The organism is Citrobacter sp. RHBSTW-01013 (genome assembly GCF_013781985.1).
Classification (GTDB): Bacteria; Pseudomonadota; Gammaproteobacteria; order Enterobacterales; family Enterobacteriaceae; genus Citrobacter; species Citrobacter braakii.
This window is the reverse complement of record NZ_CP056185.1, coordinates 2,939,076-2,954,932: the sequence shown is the minus strand read 5'-3', so window position 1 is coordinate 2,954,932 and position 15,857 is coordinate 2,939,076. Positions and strand designations below refer to the sequence as shown.

The window sequence follows — 15,857 nt, the reverse complement described above, 5'->3', positions numbered from 1 at the left end:
CCTTGCGTTAACGCAGCATATCGCCACATTCACGCCCAGTTTTCCATCTGTAATACACGACCTGCTGGTGGGACGTCCTGCGCATCGTGGGTAACCTGGACCACCGGAATACCCTGTTTACGTACTTCGGTGAAGACCCACTGGCGAAAGGTATCGCGCAGCGACGCATCCAGCCGGCTAAAGGGTTCATCGAGTAACAGCGCCTGGGGTTGCGCCAGAAGCGCGCGAAGCAGGGCGACACGCGACCGTTGCCCGCCGGAGAGCGAAGCCGGATCGCGTGAATAAAATCCTGCCAGGCCCGCGCGTGCGAGGGCGCTTTCCACCTCATGGCGTCTGGCGGGACCTTGCACGCTGGCGGGTAAGGCCAGCAGTAAATTCTGCCCAACGCTGAAATGGTCAAACAGCAGCGCATCCTGAAACAGAATGCCAATCTGGCGCTGCGCGGTAGGCAGTGTGTCTACGCGCTGTTCGTTGAGCCACAGTTCGCCTGACGCCTGAAAATGAGGAGACAACGCCCCGATCATCCATGAAAATAGCGAAGACTTACCGCTGCCGGAAGGTCCCATAATGGTGACAATGTCACTTTTATTAACCTGGAAATTAACGTCCTTCAGTAGCGCTGTCGTACCCTGGTACAACGAAACGCTTTGTACAATGAGCATTAGCGGAGTCCTTGTCGAAAGCGGCCAATCCACGCAGCGAGAAACGCCGCCAGTGCGAAAATTATAAGCGGTAACAGAAGCTGCCATAGCGCCTGGGTTGCCAGAATGGCGGTGCTACCGCCGCTGCTTAATGCTACCGCTTCGGTGGTCAGCGTGGGATAGCGCCCGGCGCCTAACCACAGCGTCGGCATATACTGGGCGATACTGACTGAGAACCCTACCGCGAAGGCAACCAGCGCCGGGCGCGCCAGCTGCGGACATTTTACTTGCCAGAATATGCGGCCCCGGGTCCAACCCAGCGTTTGCGCAATCAAAATCAATCGTGGGTCAATGCGTTGCCACGCCGGTTTGAGCACAAACAGCATCCATGGCATCACCCACAGCAGGTGTCCCCAGACAATGGTTATCATCAGCCCATCCTGTCCGGCATATAACGCCAACAGATACTGTCCAGTCACCAGCGGCAGCGCAGGCAAAATGAGCGGTAGCCAGACCCAACGGTGTCCGGTTTGCGGACCCCATTCCAGCCAGGCAAAAAGTATCAGCAGCGCCAGCACGCTGGAGAGAAGCCCCAGTTGCAGGCTATTGCTGAGCGCCTCGCTATTTAGCGACGAATAGCTGGCGATCAGCGCCAGAACCAGCGCGCACACCACACCGCCAAAGGGCAAAAGTTGTACCAGCGAACGGCCGATTGTACAGGATGAAAAACGCAGGCGTTCCCCGTTTACTGCGGGAATAGTGCGTTGCCAGGCGCGCCAGAGCAGATACCCCGCCAGCGCGATGATGAGTAGCAGCAGTACCAGCAGCAGGCTGGCGAGTGCTCCTTTAGCCTGTTGCTCGGCATCGCCCTGACTGAGCCATTGCCAGCTCAACACGGCGAGCGTTGGTGGGTTTCCGGGACCAAGGACGATTGCTACATCCACTACCGAGAGCGACCAGGCGACGATCGCCAGCATGGCTTTGCCTAACGCGGGGGCGAGAGAGGGCAGAACCAGCCAGTTCAGGCATTGCAGTCGGCTGTAACCCAGCGAATCCAGGACGATAACCTGCTGCGAAAGCTGTTTTTCACTCAGCAGAGCTGAGAGGATCCATAACAAAAAGGCACTCTCTTTTACCGCCAGCGTTACGCCAAGCCCAATGCCGTAGCGGTCAGGCTGGGAGCTGAGAAACGGGAGCCATTGCCAGAGCATGCCGCCTTCGGCAAAAACCAACAGCACGCTGGTGGCGAAGGCAACATGTGGAATCGCCAGCAGCCACGGAAGACGTGTGCACAGACGTGCCCAGCCTGCGCCGGGCCATAAGGCGAGGATCGCCAGCAGGGCGATGATCAGCGCGCCGCCAGCCGCGAGGCTTACGGAAACCAGCGTTGCCAGTAACGCCTGCGGGAGTTGAGGATCGCTAAATAGCGCCAGCCAGTGTCTGGTGCTCAGCGCCGGCGTTATCAGAGAAAAAGCCGCTGGCGCCAGCGGCAGATAAACGCCCGCCATGATGGCCCAGAGTAGCAGAATTAATGTGTACCGTAGCGGCGTAGCCATTCTTGTTCCAGAGCGTTTACCCATGCAGCATGCGGTTCTGGTAGCATGGTAGGGAGCCCTTGTGGGATCCGCGCCAGCAGCGCATTACGCTGGTCGACAGGCAATTTTTGTGGATCAAGCACCGAAGGATCTCCCCAGACTGACGGGTCGGCTTTACGCAGCTGCGCTTCGGGTGAAAGCAGGAAATTTGCCACGACTTTCGCTCCGGCGCTGGCACGCGCATTCGCTGGAATGGTGACAAAATGCACGTTGCCGAGCATGCCCTGTGAGAAACCAAAACTATAGCTGCTTTTGGGTAATTCACCGCGGGCCACTTTTTGCTGCGCGTGGGCAGGATTAAAGGTCATTGATAAACGCAGGGTGCCACCGTTGAGCAGCGCATCCATTCGCGCGGGCGTGGGCGGAAAATCTTTACCTTCGCGCCACAGGGCAGGATGCAAAGCATCAAGGTAATGCCACAATGGAGCGGTAACGTCGGCGAATGTGGACGCATTGGGCGCTATTTTCAGCGCCTGCGGCTTGTTGGTGAGCGAAATTAACAACTGCTCAAGAAAAGCCGTTCCGGTAAAGTCTGGCGGACGCGGATAGGTCACCGTGCCAGGGTGCGCCTGGGCAAACTCAAGCAGTGCCTGCGGGGATTGCGGCGGCTGCGCGGTGAGATCCTGCCTGGCAATAAAGGTAAGCTGTGCGCCGCCCCACGGTGATTCAGCCCCCTCCGTTGGAATGGAAAAGTCTTCGTTCACCGGTTTCTGGGTATCAACATAGCGCCAGTTAGGCAGCGTTTGTGCCCACTGGGTCTGTAGCAGCCCGGCTTCTTTCAGCGTGCGGAAATTTTCGCCGTTCACCCACAGTAAATCGACCGAGCCACCGGTTTTTCGCCCAGATGCCGCTTCCGTCTGGATACGTTTTACGGCGTCGGCGGCATCCGCCAGGCGTACGATTTTCAGGTTAATGGCATAGTGCGATTTCATCTCGCCGCTAACCCAGTCGAGATACTGGTTAACTGCGTTGTCACCACCCCAGGCGTTGAACCACACCGTCTGACCGCGGGCGTCATTTTTGATTTGCTGCCAACTGGCGTCCTCGGCGAAAGCCGCCAGCGGAGAGAGCAGCAAACTCAGGCACAATAAGCAGTAACGCATAATATCTCCATTGCTCAAAATGGGGGAAAGACTCAGGTCTTTTTCCGTTGATGCTCAAGATAAAGGCTTCTGGCCACGGCAATCACCACGCTCAGAGCGAACAGGATGAACAGGCCGGTAACAAACCAAAATGTGCCGCCGGTTAACAGGCTACCAGCCCATGAATAGACGATAGTGGCCGGTAACTGACCGATGCCGGTGGCGATGAAGAAATGGCGAAAACGAATCGAGGTCAGGCCTGCTGCGTAGCTTACCGGGTCGAACGGCACAAAAGGTAACAGGCGACAGACAAGAATTGTGTGCTTGCCATAGCGCTCGAAAAAAGAGTCCATGTTGTTCAGCACCGTTTTTCCGGTCAGTTTTTCCACCGCGCTGCGACCTAAAACGCGGGCAATAAAAAAGCACAGCGCCGCGCCTGCCATCGCGCTGCTCCAGGACAGAACGCCGCCCCAAAATGCGCCAAACAGCGAGGCATTGGCAAAGGTGATCACAAAGGCGGGAAGCGGTGCGACGATGGCCTGTAAGATCATCAGGAAGAACGACACGACCGCCGCCTGGGTTCCGTAAGAACGAATGAAGTTCTCAAGAGTATGCTGATCGAGCGTGGTAAATGCCGCCAGGCTGGCGTGAAGAAAATCACTCACGCCAGGTATCCACGCCCACGCCATCAGGGCGAGCAGCAGCAGGGCAAGCAAGCTTAAACGGTAATAGCGTGTCCGCCGCGCTTTATTCATCTTGATCATTTACCCGCGTACTCGTGACCGGGCGCCGGATCGACATGTTTATGCCGCGCCCAGGCTTTGGCGGCCTGAACGAGGACGAATAGCGCCAGCCCCGCAACGCTGAGCTTACCGATAAATGCCCAGCTAATCCCTTCGCTGGCCAGTTCGTGCGACATCAGCGTATAGATAAAGATGCCGGGCAAGGTGGTTAGCGCAGATATCACGGTAAATGACCAGAACGGAATGGCCGTCAGCCCATAGGCATAGTTTTGAATGTTATAGGGGAACAGTGGCACGAGCCGGGTCAGGATCAGAAAGTCTACTCCGCTATGGGCAATGCCTGTTTCGATAGCCTGAAACGTTGCCGTATGGCCAACGTATTTCAGCAGCAATTCCCGGCCAAGCCAGCGAGCCAACATAAATGACAGCGCCGAAGCCATGGTTGCCGCCACTAACGAGATAAGCGTCCCTGTCACCGGGCCAAACAGCACACCGCCGACGATCACCAGAATGCTGCCAGGGATCAGACACAGCGCGGCAACTATAAACAGCAGGATATAAAGGGTATAGCCGAACAGGCCGCTTTGGCGGATGACATCTTGTAAATGATGGAAATTGGTGATCAGATCGGTCAGACCGTAATGATGGAAAACTCCCGCCAGAACGCAGAACAATACCGCAACAATTAGCAGCCGGTATTCTGCGTTATGCGAACTTCTTTTTCATGGGGGTTCTCCTGTAAAACCGAGTGCAATGTGGCGTTTTCGTCAGCGAAAAGTGCGCGCGAAGATATAATAAATTTCCGGCCGCAACAATGTATTACCGTGGCTTTATTGATTTTGCACAGAATAAACAGACTCTCCAGGCCAGGCCCGGAGAGTGAAAATACACAGACGATCAGACGCGGAATTTAGCCCATACAGGCGCATGGTCGGACGGCTTTTCCATGCTGCGGATTTCATAGTCGATGCCGGTTTCTTCGCAGCGCTCCGCCAGCGGTTTGCTCGCCAGCAGCAGATCGATACGCAGGCCACGGTTATCGTCAAAGCCTTTTGAGCGGTAATCAAACCACGAGAACTGGTCGTTCTTTTCAGGCCAGGCGTGACGGTAGGTATCTACCAGGCCCCAGCCCAGCAGACGTTCCATCCACTCGCGCTCTTCTGGCAGGAAGGAACATTTGCCGGTACGCAGCCAGCGTTTACGGTTCTCTTCGCCAATACCGATATCGAGGTCGGTTGGGCTGATATTCATATCGCCCATGATCAATACCGGATTGTCGCGCTTCAGTTCAGTCTCCAGATAGTTTTGTAGGTTCTGATAAAACGCGGCTTTGGCCGGGAACTTGGTTTCATGGTCTCGGCTTTCGCCCTGCGGGAAATAGCCGTTGATCACCGTGATGCTGCCCAGAGGCGACGGAATTTCCGCCATGATGATACGACGCTGCGCTTCTTCGCCATCACCCGGGAAGCCACGACGCACCGCAATCGGCGTTTCTTTCGTTAATAGTGCTACGCCGTAATGGCCTTTCTGACCGTGATAAAAGACGTTATAACCCAGCTTTGCTACCTCTTCGAGAGGGAACATATCGTCGTGGACTTTTGTCTCCTGTAAGCCAATAACATCCGGTTGGTGTTTTTCGACAATGGCTGCCAGTTGATGGGGACGGGCACGCAGGCCGTTGATATTAAAAGAGACAAATTTCATAGTCGCTGCCACTTTGCAAGATGAATAGTGCAAGGATGGTAGCAGAATTTCTGCAGGCTGACTGCTTCTTGTCACCTGATTCCAACAATGATTGCTAATGGTGTTAACGATGGAGCAAAAACTGCACCGTTTTGGCGCGTAGCGCGTCGGAATAGAGCAATAATTTCCGATAAATTTCGTATACGATCACAATTCCAGAATTATATTTGGCGACTGAATAAAATTGCGTTTTTTCCTCTGTTTAGTCATCTGGTACGCAAACATATTCACTTTATATGCACATACAGTGAATATCGTCAGGTTGTAACTCGTTGATATTCCGTCACCGCCCTCCGTTTATGCACTTTTTTCGCTGGCTGGCACGAAGCCTGCAATCTACATTTACACCGCAAGCACTATATTTATTAACATATAAATAACCTTTTATTTACCATTGAGGTCGCTATGTCTCTGTCAATTACGCGTGAAAATTTTGATGAATGGATGATGCCCGTATACGCTCCGGCCCATTTTATTCCGGTGCGTGGCGAAGGTTCACGTCTGTGGGATCAGCAGGGTAAAGAGTATATCGATTTTGCGGGAGGCATTGCGGTTAACGCGCTGGGTCATGCACATCCGGCATTGCGCGAGGCATTAAACGACCAGGCGAGCAAATTCTGGCATACGGGAAATGGCTACACCAACGAGCCGGTGCTGCGCCTGGCGAAAAAGCTGATTGATGCCACTTTTGCCGAGCGTATTTTCTTCTGTAACTCTGGCGCAGAAGCTAACGAAGCGGCATTAAAACTGGCACGTAAATATGCCCACGATCGTTTTGGTAGCCAGAAGAGCGGCATTGTGGCGTTTAAAAATGCTTTCCATGGTCGCACGCTGTTTACCGTCAGCGCCGGAGGACAGCCCGCCTATTCACAGGACTTCGCGCCGCTGCCGCCGGATATCCGCCATGCGGTGTATAACGATCTCGACTCTGCCAGCCAACTGATTGATGACAACACCTGTGCGGTTATTGTGGAGCCGGTGCAGGGGGAAGGCGGCGTAGTGCCGGCAACAAACGCCTTTTTGCAGGGGTTGCGTGAATTATGCGATCGCCATAATGCGCTGTTGATTTTTGATGAAGTTCAGACCGGGGTTGGCCGTACCGGCGAACTGTATGCCTACATGCACTACGGCGTTACGCCGGACCTGCTGACGACAGCAAAAGCGCTGGGCGGTGGTTTCCCCATCGGCGCACTGCTGGCGACAGAGCGTTGCGCCAGTGTGATGACGGTCGGTACGCACGGTACGACCTATGGCGGAAACCCGCTGGCCACTGCGGTGGCGGGAAAACTGCTGGAAATTGTTAACACGCCGGAAGTGCTTAACGGAGTGAAACAGCGCCACGACTGGTTTGTGGAGCGTATTAACGCCATTAACGAACGTTTTGGACTGTTTAGTGAAATTCGTGGACTCGGACTGCTGATTGGCTGTGTGCTGAACGCGGAATTTGCCGGGAAAGCAAAACTCATCTCGCAAGAAGCGGCGGTTGCCGGAGTGATGGTGCTGATTGCTGGCGCTAATGTGGTGCGGTTTGCGCCAGCGTTAAACGTCAGCGAAGAAGAAATCGCCACCGGACTGGATCGCTTTGCGCTGGCCTGCGAACGCATTAAAGCAGGAGGTTCATCATGATGGTGATTCGTCCCATTGAACGCGCTGATATCACCGCGCTGATGCAGCTTGCCAGTAAGACCGGCGGCGGGTTGACCTCGCTACCGGCGAATGAAGCTACGCTGATGGCGCGTATCGAACGTTCGCTACAAACCTGGCGCGGTGAGTTGCCCAAAAGTGAGCAGGGATATGTGTTTGTGCTTGAAGACAGCGCCAGCGGAACCGTGGCAGGGATTTGCGCCATTGAGGTGGCGGTGGGGCTTAACGATCCCTGGTACAACTACCGGGTCGGTACTCTGGTGCACGCCTCGAAAGAGCTGAACGTGTATAACGCGCTGCCGACGCTGTTTCTGAGTAACGATCACACGGGCAGTAGCGAACTTTGTTCTCTGTTTCTCGATCCGGACTGGCGTAAAGAAGGCAACGGCTATTTGTTGTCGAAGTCGCGCTTTATGTTTATGGCGGCCTTTCGTGACCGGTTCAATGAGAAGGTCGTGGCCGAGATGCGCGGCGTGATCGATGAACACGGCTACTCTCCGTTTTGGCAAAGCCTCGGCAAACGTTTTTTCTCAATGGAGTTCAGCCGGGCGGATTTTCTCTGCGGAACCGGGCAAAAAGCCTTTATTGCTGAACTGATGCCTAAGCATCCGATTTATACCCATTTCCTGTCTGACGAAGCGCAAAGCGTGATTGGTCAGGTGCATCCGCAAACGGCTCCTGCGCGGGCGGTGCTGGAGAAAGAAGGATTTCGCTACCGCAACTACGTCGATATTTTCGACGGCGGACCGACCCTGGAATGCGATATTGACCGGGTACGGGCTATCCGTAAGAGCAGGCTGGTGGAGGTGGCTGAAGGGCAGCCTGCGCCAGGCGACTATCCTGCTTGTCTGGTTGCCAATGAAAATTATCAAAACTTCCGCGTCATGTTGGTTCGTGCCGACCCGGATACTCAGCGTCTGGTACTGACGGCGGCGCAACTGGACGCCCTGAAATGTCACGCGGGCGACCATGTACGTTTTGTGCGTCTTTGTGCAGAGGAGAAAACAGCATGACATTATGGATAAACGGCGACTGGGTGACGGGGCTGGGCGAGCGTCGGGTGAAAACCAATCCCGTAAGCGGTGATGTGCTGTGGCAGGGGAATGATGCCGATGCAGCCCAGGTAGCGCAGGCGTGCCGGGCCGCGCGCGCAGCCTTTGCCGGTTGGGCTAAACAGCCCTTTGGTGCACGCCAGGCCATTGTTGAAAAATTTGCTTCATTACTGGAAAGCAATAAAGCCGAACTCACACAGATTATCGCCCGGGAAACCGGCAAACCCCGTTGGGAAGCCGCTACGGAACTGACGGCGATGATCAATAAAATTGCCATCTCCGTGAAAGCCTGGCATGCGCGTACCGGAGAGCATCACAGCGAATTACCGGATGGCGCAGCGACGTTGCGCCATCGCCCGCACGGCGTGCTGGCGGTTTTTGGCCCGTATAACTTCCCCGGCCATTTACCCAATGGTCATATTGTTCCGGCACTGCTGGCAGGCAACACATTGATTTTCAAACCCAGCGAGCTGACGCCGTGGACCGGTGAAGCCGTGACAAAGCTGTGGGAGCAGGCGGGATTGCCGCCGGGTGTGCTGAACCTGGTGCAGGGCGGTCGCGATACGGGGCAGGCGCTGAGCGGGCAGGACGATCTCGATGGCCTGCTGTTTACCGGCAGTGCCAATACGGGTTATCAACTGCATCGACAGCTATCCGGCCAGCCGGAAAAAATCCTCGCTCTGGAGATGGGGGGCAACAACCCGCTGATTATTGAGAACCCGGAAGATATTGATGCCGCAGTGCATCTGACTATTCAGTCCGCGTTTGTCACCGCCGGACAGCGTTGTACCTGCGCCCGTCGCCTGTTAGTTAAAAAAGGCGCGCAGGGGGATGCGTTCCTGACGCGCCTGGTGGACGTCAGCCAGCGTTTAATGCCCGGCAACTGGGACGCAGAACCGCAGCCATTTATTGGCGGGCTGATTTCCGAACAGGCCGCGCGGCATGTCTATGATGCCTGGCAGCGTCTGGAATCGTTAGGGGGTCGAACGCTGTTAGCGCCACGTCTGGTGCAAGCCGGAACGTCACTGCTCACCCCAGGGATCATCGAACTGACCGGGGCGGCGAACGTACCCGATGAAGAGGTCTTTGGACCGCTGCTTGGCGTCTGGCGTTATGACAGCTTTGATGACGCAATTCGTATGGCGAACAACACCCGCTTTGGATTGTCGTGTGGGTTGGTTTCCCCCGAACGCAGCCAGTTTGATCAACTGCTGCTCGAGGCGCGGGCCGGGATCGTCAACTGGAATAAGCCGTTAACCGGCGCGGCGAGTACAGCGCCGTTTGGCGGCGTTGGCGCTTCCGGGAACCATCGCGCCAGCGCGTGGTATGCCGCAGATTATTGCGCCTGGCCGATGGCAAGTCTGGAATCACCGGCCTTAACGCTGCCAACGACGCTTAGCCCCGGCCTGGATTTTTCTCGCGAGGATAAGCTATGAAAGCCCGTGAGGTAAATTTTGATGGTCTGGTGGGGCTGACCCACCACTATGCGGGGCTGTCATTTGGTAATGAGGCCTCAACCAAACATCGTTTTCAGCTATCGAACCCGCGTCTGGCGGCGAAGCAGGGTCTGCTAAAGATGAAAGCGCTGGCGGATGCGGGATTTCCCCAGGCGGTGATCCCGCCTCATGAGCGGCCGTATATTCCGGTGCTGCGTCAGTTGGGCTTTACCGGCCGCGACGAACAGATACTGGAGAACGTGGCGCGTCAGGCGCCCCACTGGCTCTCCAGCGCCAGCTCCGCATCGTCTATGTGGGTGGCGAATGCGGCAACGGTCTGCCCTTCAGCCGATGCGCTGGACGGGAAAGTGCATCTGACGGTGGCGAATCTGAATAATAAGTTTCACCGTTCGCTGGAAGCGCCGACCACCGAAGCGTTGCTACGGGCGATTTTCCGTGATGAGAATAGTTTTACGGTCCACGGTGCGTTACCCCAGGTTGCGCTATTCGGTGATGAAGGTGCGGCAAACCATAACCGCCTCGGCGGGGATTACGGCGACCCTGGCGTACAGCTGTTTGTTTACGGTCGTGAAGAAGGGAATGCATCCCATCCGAAGCGCTATCCGGCGAGGCAATCCCGTGAGGCCAGCGAGGCGGTCGCCCGACTGAATCAGGTTAACCCGCATCAGCGCATTTTTGCCCAGCAAAACCCGGACGTTATCGATCTTGGCGTGTTTCATAACGATGTGATTGCGGTGTCGAATCGCCAGGTACTGTTTTGTCATCAGTTGGCGTTTGCCAGACAGCAGGCGTTGTTCGAGCAGTTACGCAGTCAGGTGGCAGGTTTTACCCCGCTGGAAGTCCCGGCTGCGGAAGTGTCGGTGCAGGATGCGGTGACCACCTATCTGTTTAACAGCCAGCTATTGAGCCGTGATGACGGTTCGATGATGCTGGTCCTGCCGCAGGAGTGTCGGGAGCATGCGGGCGTGTGGCGGTATTTGAACCGTCTGCTCGAGGAAGACAATCCGATCGATGACCTGCAGGTATTCGATCTGCGTGAAAGTATGTCCAACGGCGGCGGTCCGGCATGTCTGCGCCTGAGAGTGGTGCTTACGCCACAGGAGCTGCAGGCCGTAAATCCGGCGGTTATCATGAACGATACGCTGTTTAACACGCTGAATAATTGGGTCGACCGTTACTATCGCGATCGTCTTACCGCCGCCGACCTTGCCGACCCGCAGCTGTTACGTGAGGGGCGTGAAGCGCTGGATACGTTGACGCAATTGCTCAACCTCGGCTCTGTGTATCCCTTCCAGCAGGAGAGGACCAGTCATGGATAATTTTCTGGCCCAGACGCTGGCAGGGATAACCCCCGAGACAACCGAGGGCACAGCTCGCGGCTTTTCCTGGCAGTGGATTGGTCACGGAATTCTGGAGCTGACGCCGGACACTCCGGCGGAATATTCGCTGGTGCTGTCTGCGGGGATCCACGGCAATGAAACGGCCCCGGTAGAGATACTTGATTCAATTCTCTCCAGGCTGTTTAGCGGTGAACTAACGCTGACATGGCGGCTGCTGGTGATTCTGGGGAACCCGCAGGCGCTGGCGGCGGGACAACGTTATTGTCATAGCGACCTGAACCGTATGTTTGGCGGCCGTTGGCAGATTTTTGCCGCGAGTGAAGAAACGCACCGAGCCCATCAGCTTGAGCTGTGTCTGGAGGATTTTTATTCGCGGGCGAAAGAGCCAGTACGCTGGCATCTGGATCTGCACACCGCGATTCACGGCTCGCAGCATCTGCGCTTTGGCGTGTTGCCACAACGCAACGTTGCCTGGGACGAAGATTTTTTGGGATGGCTGGGAGAGGCAGGGCTGGAGGCGCTGGTTTTCCATCAGACACCTGGCGGCACGTTCACCCATTTTAGCGCTGAACATTTTGGCGCGCTGGCCTGCACGCTGGAACTGGGTAAAGTGCTGCCGTTTGGACAAAACGATCTGACTCAGTTTGCGCAGACGGCAGATGCGCTGGCGAAGCTGCTAAAGGGCGAGCGAATGTCACCGGGAGAAACATCTCCGCTGCGTTACCGCGTGGTGTCGCAAATCACGCGGCGTAGCGACGATTTCATTCTTCACATGGATAACCAGACGCTCAACTTTACCCCTTTTACAGAGGGCACCTTGCTGGCGCAGGACGGTGATGAACGTTTTACCGTCACCCATGATGTTGAATACGTTCTTTTTCCAAATCCAAACGTGGCCTGTGGTTTACGTGCCGGATTGATGCTCGAAAAATTGTGAAAAATATATATGCCCTTTTGGTTTATCCCTAAGGGCTTATTTTTACGTGCTGTTTTTATTTATTACGGATTATTCCTGGTGAATTGCTTTCTTAATAATCAGGGATGAGGTATAGTTCTTCATAATCCCTTCAAAATCATCCCGTTGTAATTTTTTATTGCAACTCTGCGCAATTTATTCTTTTTTTCTCCATAATTGATGAAAGTTTGTTTTTTACACTTTCATTGTTTTACCGTTGCTCTGATTAATTGACGCTTAAGCCGGTAAAGTTAATCTCGTCAACACGACATCACATTGCATAAGAGTCGCATGAGTGTCGTAAAAATAACTGAAAGAAAGGATAGAAATTATGCGTAAACTGACTGCTCTGTTTGTTGCCTCTACCCTGGCGCTGGGCGCTGCTAACCTGGCCCACGCCGCTGACACGACAACAGCTGCGCCAGCTGATGCCAAACCAATGATGCACCACAACGGTAAGTTTGCCCCGCATCACGACATGATGTTTAAAGACCTGAACCTGACCGATGCGCAGAAACAGCAGATTCGCGAGATCATGAAAGGTCAGCGCGATCAGATGAAACGTCCGCCGCTGGAAGAGCGCCGCGCAATGCACGACATCATCGCCAGCGATAGCTTTGATAAAGCGAAAGCTGAAGCGCAGATTGCGAAGATGGAAGAACAGCGCAAAGCCAACATGCTGGCGCACATGGAAACCCAGAACAAGATTTACAACATTCTGACCCCGGAACAGAAAAAGCAGTTTAATGCCAATTTTGAGAAGCGTCTGACAGAACGTGCCGCGCAGAAGGGTAAAATGCCGCAAGCTGCTGAGTAATCGTTCAGCGTCTACACTATATCATTCACGCTGTGTGTGCTGATTGCCGCACAGTGTGAAACCAAACTCAAGACCGCCGCTCTTGTCCACAACACGTTTAACGAGGTGGGCAGGATCGGCGGTTTTTTCTTTGCTGCCTCTTGCACCGCGCTTGTGACACGTTATTCTCCTGAAGCCCGCGAAAATTCCACCTGGAGGGCGCGTTGTTCTTTTTTGCAAAACACCGGGTTCATCGCTAAGGCAAATCAACTCTGCTGCCGATAACAATAATCTGCAGGGTGAACATAACAATGATGATTTATGGCTGCCTGTTTACGGTGGGCTGCCGTGCTGCGCCTTTCTGGAGGGATGATGGAATACTTTGATATCCGCAAAATGCCGGTCAATCTGTGGCGAAATGGTGCGGGAGAAACGCGTGAGATTTGCTGTTTTCCGCCAGCAACACGAGATTTTCACTGGCGGGCGAGTATCGCCTCCATCGCAGCAAATGGAGAGTTTTCTCTTTTTCCCAGCGTAGAACGCGTGATTACCCTGCTGGAAGGCGGAGAAGTGACGCTGGAAGAGCCGAACACCTTCACGCATACCCTGAAACAGCATCAGCCTTTTACCTTTGCCGGTGACAAGGTGGTAAAAGCGAAGCTGACGGAAGGGCAGATGTCGATGGATTTTAATATCATGACCCGACGGGATGTCTGCCAGGCAAAAGTCAGAGTTGCCGATCGCACCTTTACGACCTTTGGTTCGCGCGGCGGCGTGGTGTTTGTTATCAGCGGAGCCTGGCAACTGGGTGATAAGCTGTTGACCGTCGATCAGGGTGCAAGCTGGCACGACGGTAAACACACGTTACGACTGCTGGAACGCGAGGGGAAACTGCTGTTCAGCGAGATTAACTGGATGCCGGGGCATTCTCCGGACTCAGTTCAATAATGTCATATTGACCAGACAGAATAGGCCGGCAGAGAATTTTGTAGCCATCTTGATCAAAGCCGGCCGGCATTCGCGCGAGTGTAGCTGCCTCATCCAGCGTTGAAACGGCTCCCAGCCACAGCCAGTTATTGATGATATGGTACTGCGTCATTTCAGCGCGGGTTTCCTGCAGCGCAATGGCATTGCTCCACGGCCAGCAGATTACGCGCACTCTTTCCAGGGCTTCTACCAGACGCAAATGATGTGCTTCAGGGCTTTCTTTCCCGCAGCAGGCTCCGGCGCAGCGTTTAAGCGCGGAGCGAAAACAGGCGCGCCCGTGGCTCAGGGGTTCCAGCCCCAACAGGCCGTAGCACAGCTGTTGTTCATCGGCGAGGCTTTGCAGCGTCTGTAGCGCTGCGCGGCGGTTGGCAAACAGGCCAAACAGATTGGGGGCGTGGGAGAAATCAATATCTCGTGCGTAAACCACCTGAACCGTTCGGTCGGTAAGCTGCAAGGCACACAGCTGGCGATTGCGTCGCAGCCGTTTGTTAAACAGGGGCTGCTGTTCTTTGATAAGCCGCGCTTCCAGCAGCAGGGCGCCAATTTCTCCGGCCGTACAAATCCAGCTAATGCGCCTGGCCTGACGCAGCATACTCGCTTCGTCTGCGGTACGCAGATGCGCCAGCACACGGCTGCGAATATTGACACTTTTACCAATATAAAGCGGCATGGTGTCGCTATCACTGTGAAACAGATAGACGCCTGGCGCGGTGGGAAGCGCACTCAAAAACGGGCGCAAATGCTCGGGATATTCATAGATTGCCGCTGCCTCAAATGTCAGACGAGGGGCTGATTGACGCTGTACCACTGTTGACTCCAGATGCTGGTTATTCATCCAGTGTAGCAGTTTGAGGACGATTAAAAAAGCGGCATGAGATTCAGCAGGCTAATGCCAGATAGTGCCAATCCTGGCGCTACCCGGCATTTTGAAGGGAAAAGGATTACGCTTTTTTCCAGAAATCATCAAACACGGTGATCGGGGTGCGACGTTTATGCTCAGTTTTCACGTACCAGCCTTCAATTTTTTTCGCGACGTCGGCATCCAGCGTTTTTCCTTCCAGATAGTCGTCGATGTTGTCGTAAGTGACGCCGAGTGCGGCTTCATCCGGCAGAGAAGGGCGATCGTCCTCGAGGTCGGCAGTTGGTGCTTTCTTATATAAGTGCTCCGGGCACCCCAGCGCGGCGAGCAGTTGTTTGCCCTGGCGCTTGTTCAGACGAAATAGTGGGTTAATGTCGGTACCGCCATCGCCGTACTTAGTGAAAAATCCGGTGATGGCTTCTGCAGCATGATCGGTACCCACGACAACCCCGCTGGTCATGCCGGCGATACTGTATTGTGCCTTCATACGTTCACGGGCTTTTTCATTGCCACGCACAAAATCGCTCAGTTCGATACCCGCTTCACGCAGGGCCTGCTCGCTGGCCAGCACCGCGCCCTTAATATTGACGGTCAGTACGCGGTCCGGTTGAATAAAGGCGATGGCATCCTGGCAGTCTTGCTCATCGGCCTGAACGCCATACGGTAGGCGTACGGCAATAAACTGCAGTGCGTCATTACCCGTTTCTTTTCGCAGCTCGGTGATAGCCATCTGGCACAGTTTTCCCGCGAGCGTTGAGTCCTGTCCGCCGCTAATTCCCAACACCAACGATTTCAGAAAGGGGTAGGTCTGCAGATACGATTTCAGGAAATCCACGCTGCGGCGAATTTCTTCTTCTGCATCGATGTGCGGTTTTGCGCCAAGCGCCTGGATTATCTCTTGCTGCAGAGTCATTTAACCCCCTCCGAAAAATAAAATGATCAAAAAAATGATGTGTTAAAGCT

The 15,857-nt window shown here is 54.8% G+C and carries 15 protein-coding genes; 7 read left to right on the top strand and 8 right to left on the bottom strand.

Annotated elements, in window-relative coordinates; genetic code table 11:
• Positions 1–29: 29 nt before the first annotated feature.
• The 6 genes from HV350_RS14300 to xthA all read right to left on the bottom strand — a co-directional run bounded on the left by HV350_RS14300 (position 30) and on the right by xthA (position 5,765).
• A complete protein-coding gene (locus tag HV350_RS14300; protein ID WP_181628765.1) occupies positions 30–662 on the bottom strand; it encodes an ATP-binding cassette domain-containing protein in 633 nt (210 codons plus the stop codon).
• On the bottom strand, positions 662–2,197 hold the full coding sequence (locus HV350_RS14295) for a thiamine ABC transporter permease (protein ID WP_181628764.1): 1,536 nt from the start codon (positions 2,195–2,197) through the stop codon (positions 662–664). Before HV350_RS14295 ends, HV350_RS14300 begins: the two co-directional genes overlap by 1 nt.
• Positions 2,170–3,339 carry an ABC transporter substrate-binding protein gene (locus HV350_RS14290; RefSeq protein ID WP_181628762.1) on the bottom strand — a complete coding sequence of 390 codons (1,170 nt, stop codon included), beginning with the start codon at positions 3,337–3,339 and terminating at the stop codon, positions 2,170–2,172. The genes HV350_RS14295 and HV350_RS14290 overlap by 28 nt, the downstream gene beginning before the upstream one ends.
• 32 nt (positions 3,340–3,371) lie before the next feature.
• Positions 3,372–4,082 (bottom strand): TVP38/TMEM64 family protein, encoded by a 711-nt coding sequence (locus tag HV350_RS14285; RefSeq protein WP_181628760.1) that lies wholly within the window; start codon positions 4,080–4,082, stop codon positions 3,372–3,374.
• Positions 4,079–4,735 carry a TVP38/TMEM64 family protein gene (locus tag HV350_RS14280; RefSeq protein WP_169330183.1) on the bottom strand — a complete coding sequence of 219 codons (657 nt, stop codon included), beginning with the start codon at positions 4,733–4,735 and terminating at the stop codon, positions 4,079–4,081. The genes HV350_RS14285 and HV350_RS14280 overlap by 4 nt, the downstream gene beginning before the upstream one ends.
• Before the next feature lie 223 nt (positions 4,736–4,958).
• Complete coding sequence (xthA, locus tag HV350_RS14275) at positions 4,959–5,765, bottom strand: exodeoxyribonuclease III (RefSeq protein ID WP_016156323.1); 807 nt, start codon at positions 5,763–5,765, stop codon at positions 4,959–4,961.
• Between the two features lie 444 nt (positions 5,766–6,209).
• Here xthA and HV350_RS14270 point away from each other — a divergent pair, with 444 nt between their 5' ends.
• The 7 genes from HV350_RS14270 (at position 6,210) to ves (ending at position 13,996) form a co-directional block, all read left to right on the top strand.
• The gene (locus tag HV350_RS14270; protein WP_181628758.1) at positions 6,210–7,430 is read left to right on the top strand and encodes an aspartate aminotransferase family protein; all 1,221 of its coding nucleotides are present in this window, start codon (positions 6,210–6,212) and stop codon (positions 7,428–7,430) included.
• Positions 7,427–8,461 (top strand): arginine N-succinyltransferase, encoded by a 1,035-nt coding sequence (gene astA / locus HV350_RS14265; protein ID WP_016152846.1) that lies wholly within the window; start codon positions 7,427–7,429, stop codon positions 8,459–8,461. The genes HV350_RS14270 and astA overlap by 4 nt, the downstream gene beginning before the upstream one ends.
• A complete protein-coding gene (gene astD, locus HV350_RS14260; protein ID WP_181628756.1) occupies positions 8,458–9,936 on the top strand; it encodes a succinylglutamate-semialdehyde dehydrogenase in 1,479 nt (492 codons plus the stop codon). The genes astA and astD overlap by 4 nt, the downstream gene beginning before the upstream one ends.
• Positions 9,933–11,276, top strand: coding sequence for an N-succinylarginine dihydrolase (astB, locus tag HV350_RS14255; protein WP_181628755.1), 1,344 nt, complete (start codon positions 9,933–9,935; stop codon positions 11,274–11,276). The genes astD and astB overlap by 4 nt, the downstream gene beginning before the upstream one ends.
• Complete coding sequence (gene astE, locus HV350_RS14250; RefSeq protein ID WP_181628754.1) at positions 11,269–12,234, top strand: succinylglutamate desuccinylase; 966 nt, start codon at positions 11,269–11,271, stop codon at positions 12,232–12,234. Before astB ends, astE begins: the two co-directional genes overlap by 8 nt.
• Positions 12,235–12,583: 349 nt before the next feature.
• Positions 12,584–13,069, top strand: coding sequence for an ATP-independent periplasmic protein-refolding chaperone Spy (gene spy / locus HV350_RS14245; protein WP_003030629.1), 486 nt, complete (start codon positions 12,584–12,586; stop codon positions 13,067–13,069).
• A 351-nt stretch (positions 13,070–13,420) separates the two neighbouring features.
• Positions 13,421–13,996, top strand: coding sequence for an environmental stress-induced protein Ves (gene ves, locus HV350_RS14240; protein ID WP_181630662.1), 576 nt, complete (start codon positions 13,421–13,423; stop codon positions 13,994–13,996).
• Here ves and cho read toward each other — a convergent pair.
• A complete protein-coding gene (gene cho, locus HV350_RS14235; RefSeq protein WP_047417878.1) occupies positions 13,956–14,843 on the bottom strand; it encodes an excinuclease Cho in 888 nt (295 codons plus the stop codon). The two genes, ves and cho, sit on opposite strands and share 41 nt — an antisense overlap.
• Positions 14,844–14,976: 133 nt before the next feature.
• On the bottom strand, positions 14,977–15,807 hold the full coding sequence (gene nadE / locus HV350_RS14230; protein WP_047498859.1) for an ammonia-dependent NAD(+) synthetase: 831 nt from the start codon (positions 15,805–15,807) through the stop codon (positions 14,977–14,979).
• Positions 15,808–15,857 lie beyond the last annotated feature (50 nt).

Coding starts and splice junctions, on each gene's coding strand:
- HV350_RS14300 (WP_181628765.1), bottom strand. CDS start 662: ATGCTCATTGTACAAAGCGTTTCGTTGTACCAGGGTACGACAGCGCTA.
- HV350_RS14295 (WP_181628764.1), bottom strand. CDS start 2,197: ATGGCTACGCCGCTACGGTACACATTAATTCTGCTACTCTGGGCCATC.
- HV350_RS14290 (WP_181628762.1), bottom strand. CDS start 3,339: ATGCGTTACTGCTTATTGTGCCTGAGTTTGCTGCTCTCTCCGCTGGCG.
- HV350_RS14285 (WP_181628760.1), bottom strand. CDS start 4,082: ATGATCAAGATGAATAAAGCGCGGCGGACACGCTATTACCGTTTAAGC.
- xthA (WP_016156323.1), bottom strand. CDS start 5,765: ATGAAATTTGTCTCTTTTAATATCAACGGCCTGCGTGCCCGTCCCCAT.
- HV350_RS14270 (WP_181628758.1), top strand. CDS start 6,210: ATGTCTCTGTCAATTACGCGTGAAAATTTTGATGAATGGATGATGCCC.
- astA (WP_016152846.1), top strand. CDS start 7,427: ATGATGGTGATTCGTCCCATTGAACGCGCTGATATCACCGCGCTGATG.
- astD (WP_181628756.1), top strand. CDS start 8,458: ATGACATTATGGATAAACGGCGACTGGGTGACGGGGCTGGGCGAGCGT.
- astB (WP_181628755.1), top strand. CDS start 9,933: ATGAAAGCCCGTGAGGTAAATTTTGATGGTCTGGTGGGGCTGACCCAC.
- astE (WP_181628754.1), top strand. CDS start 11,269: ATGGATAATTTTCTGGCCCAGACGCTGGCAGGGATAACCCCCGAGACA.
- spy (WP_003030629.1), top strand. CDS start 12,584: ATGCGTAAACTGACTGCTCTGTTTGTTGCCTCTACCCTGGCGCTGGGC.
- ves (WP_181630662.1), top strand. CDS start 13,421: ATGGAATACTTTGATATCCGCAAAATGCCGGTCAATCTGTGGCGAAAT.
- nadE (WP_047498859.1), bottom strand. CDS start 15,807: ATGACTCTGCAGCAAGAGATAATCCAGGCGCTTGGCGCAAAACCGCAC.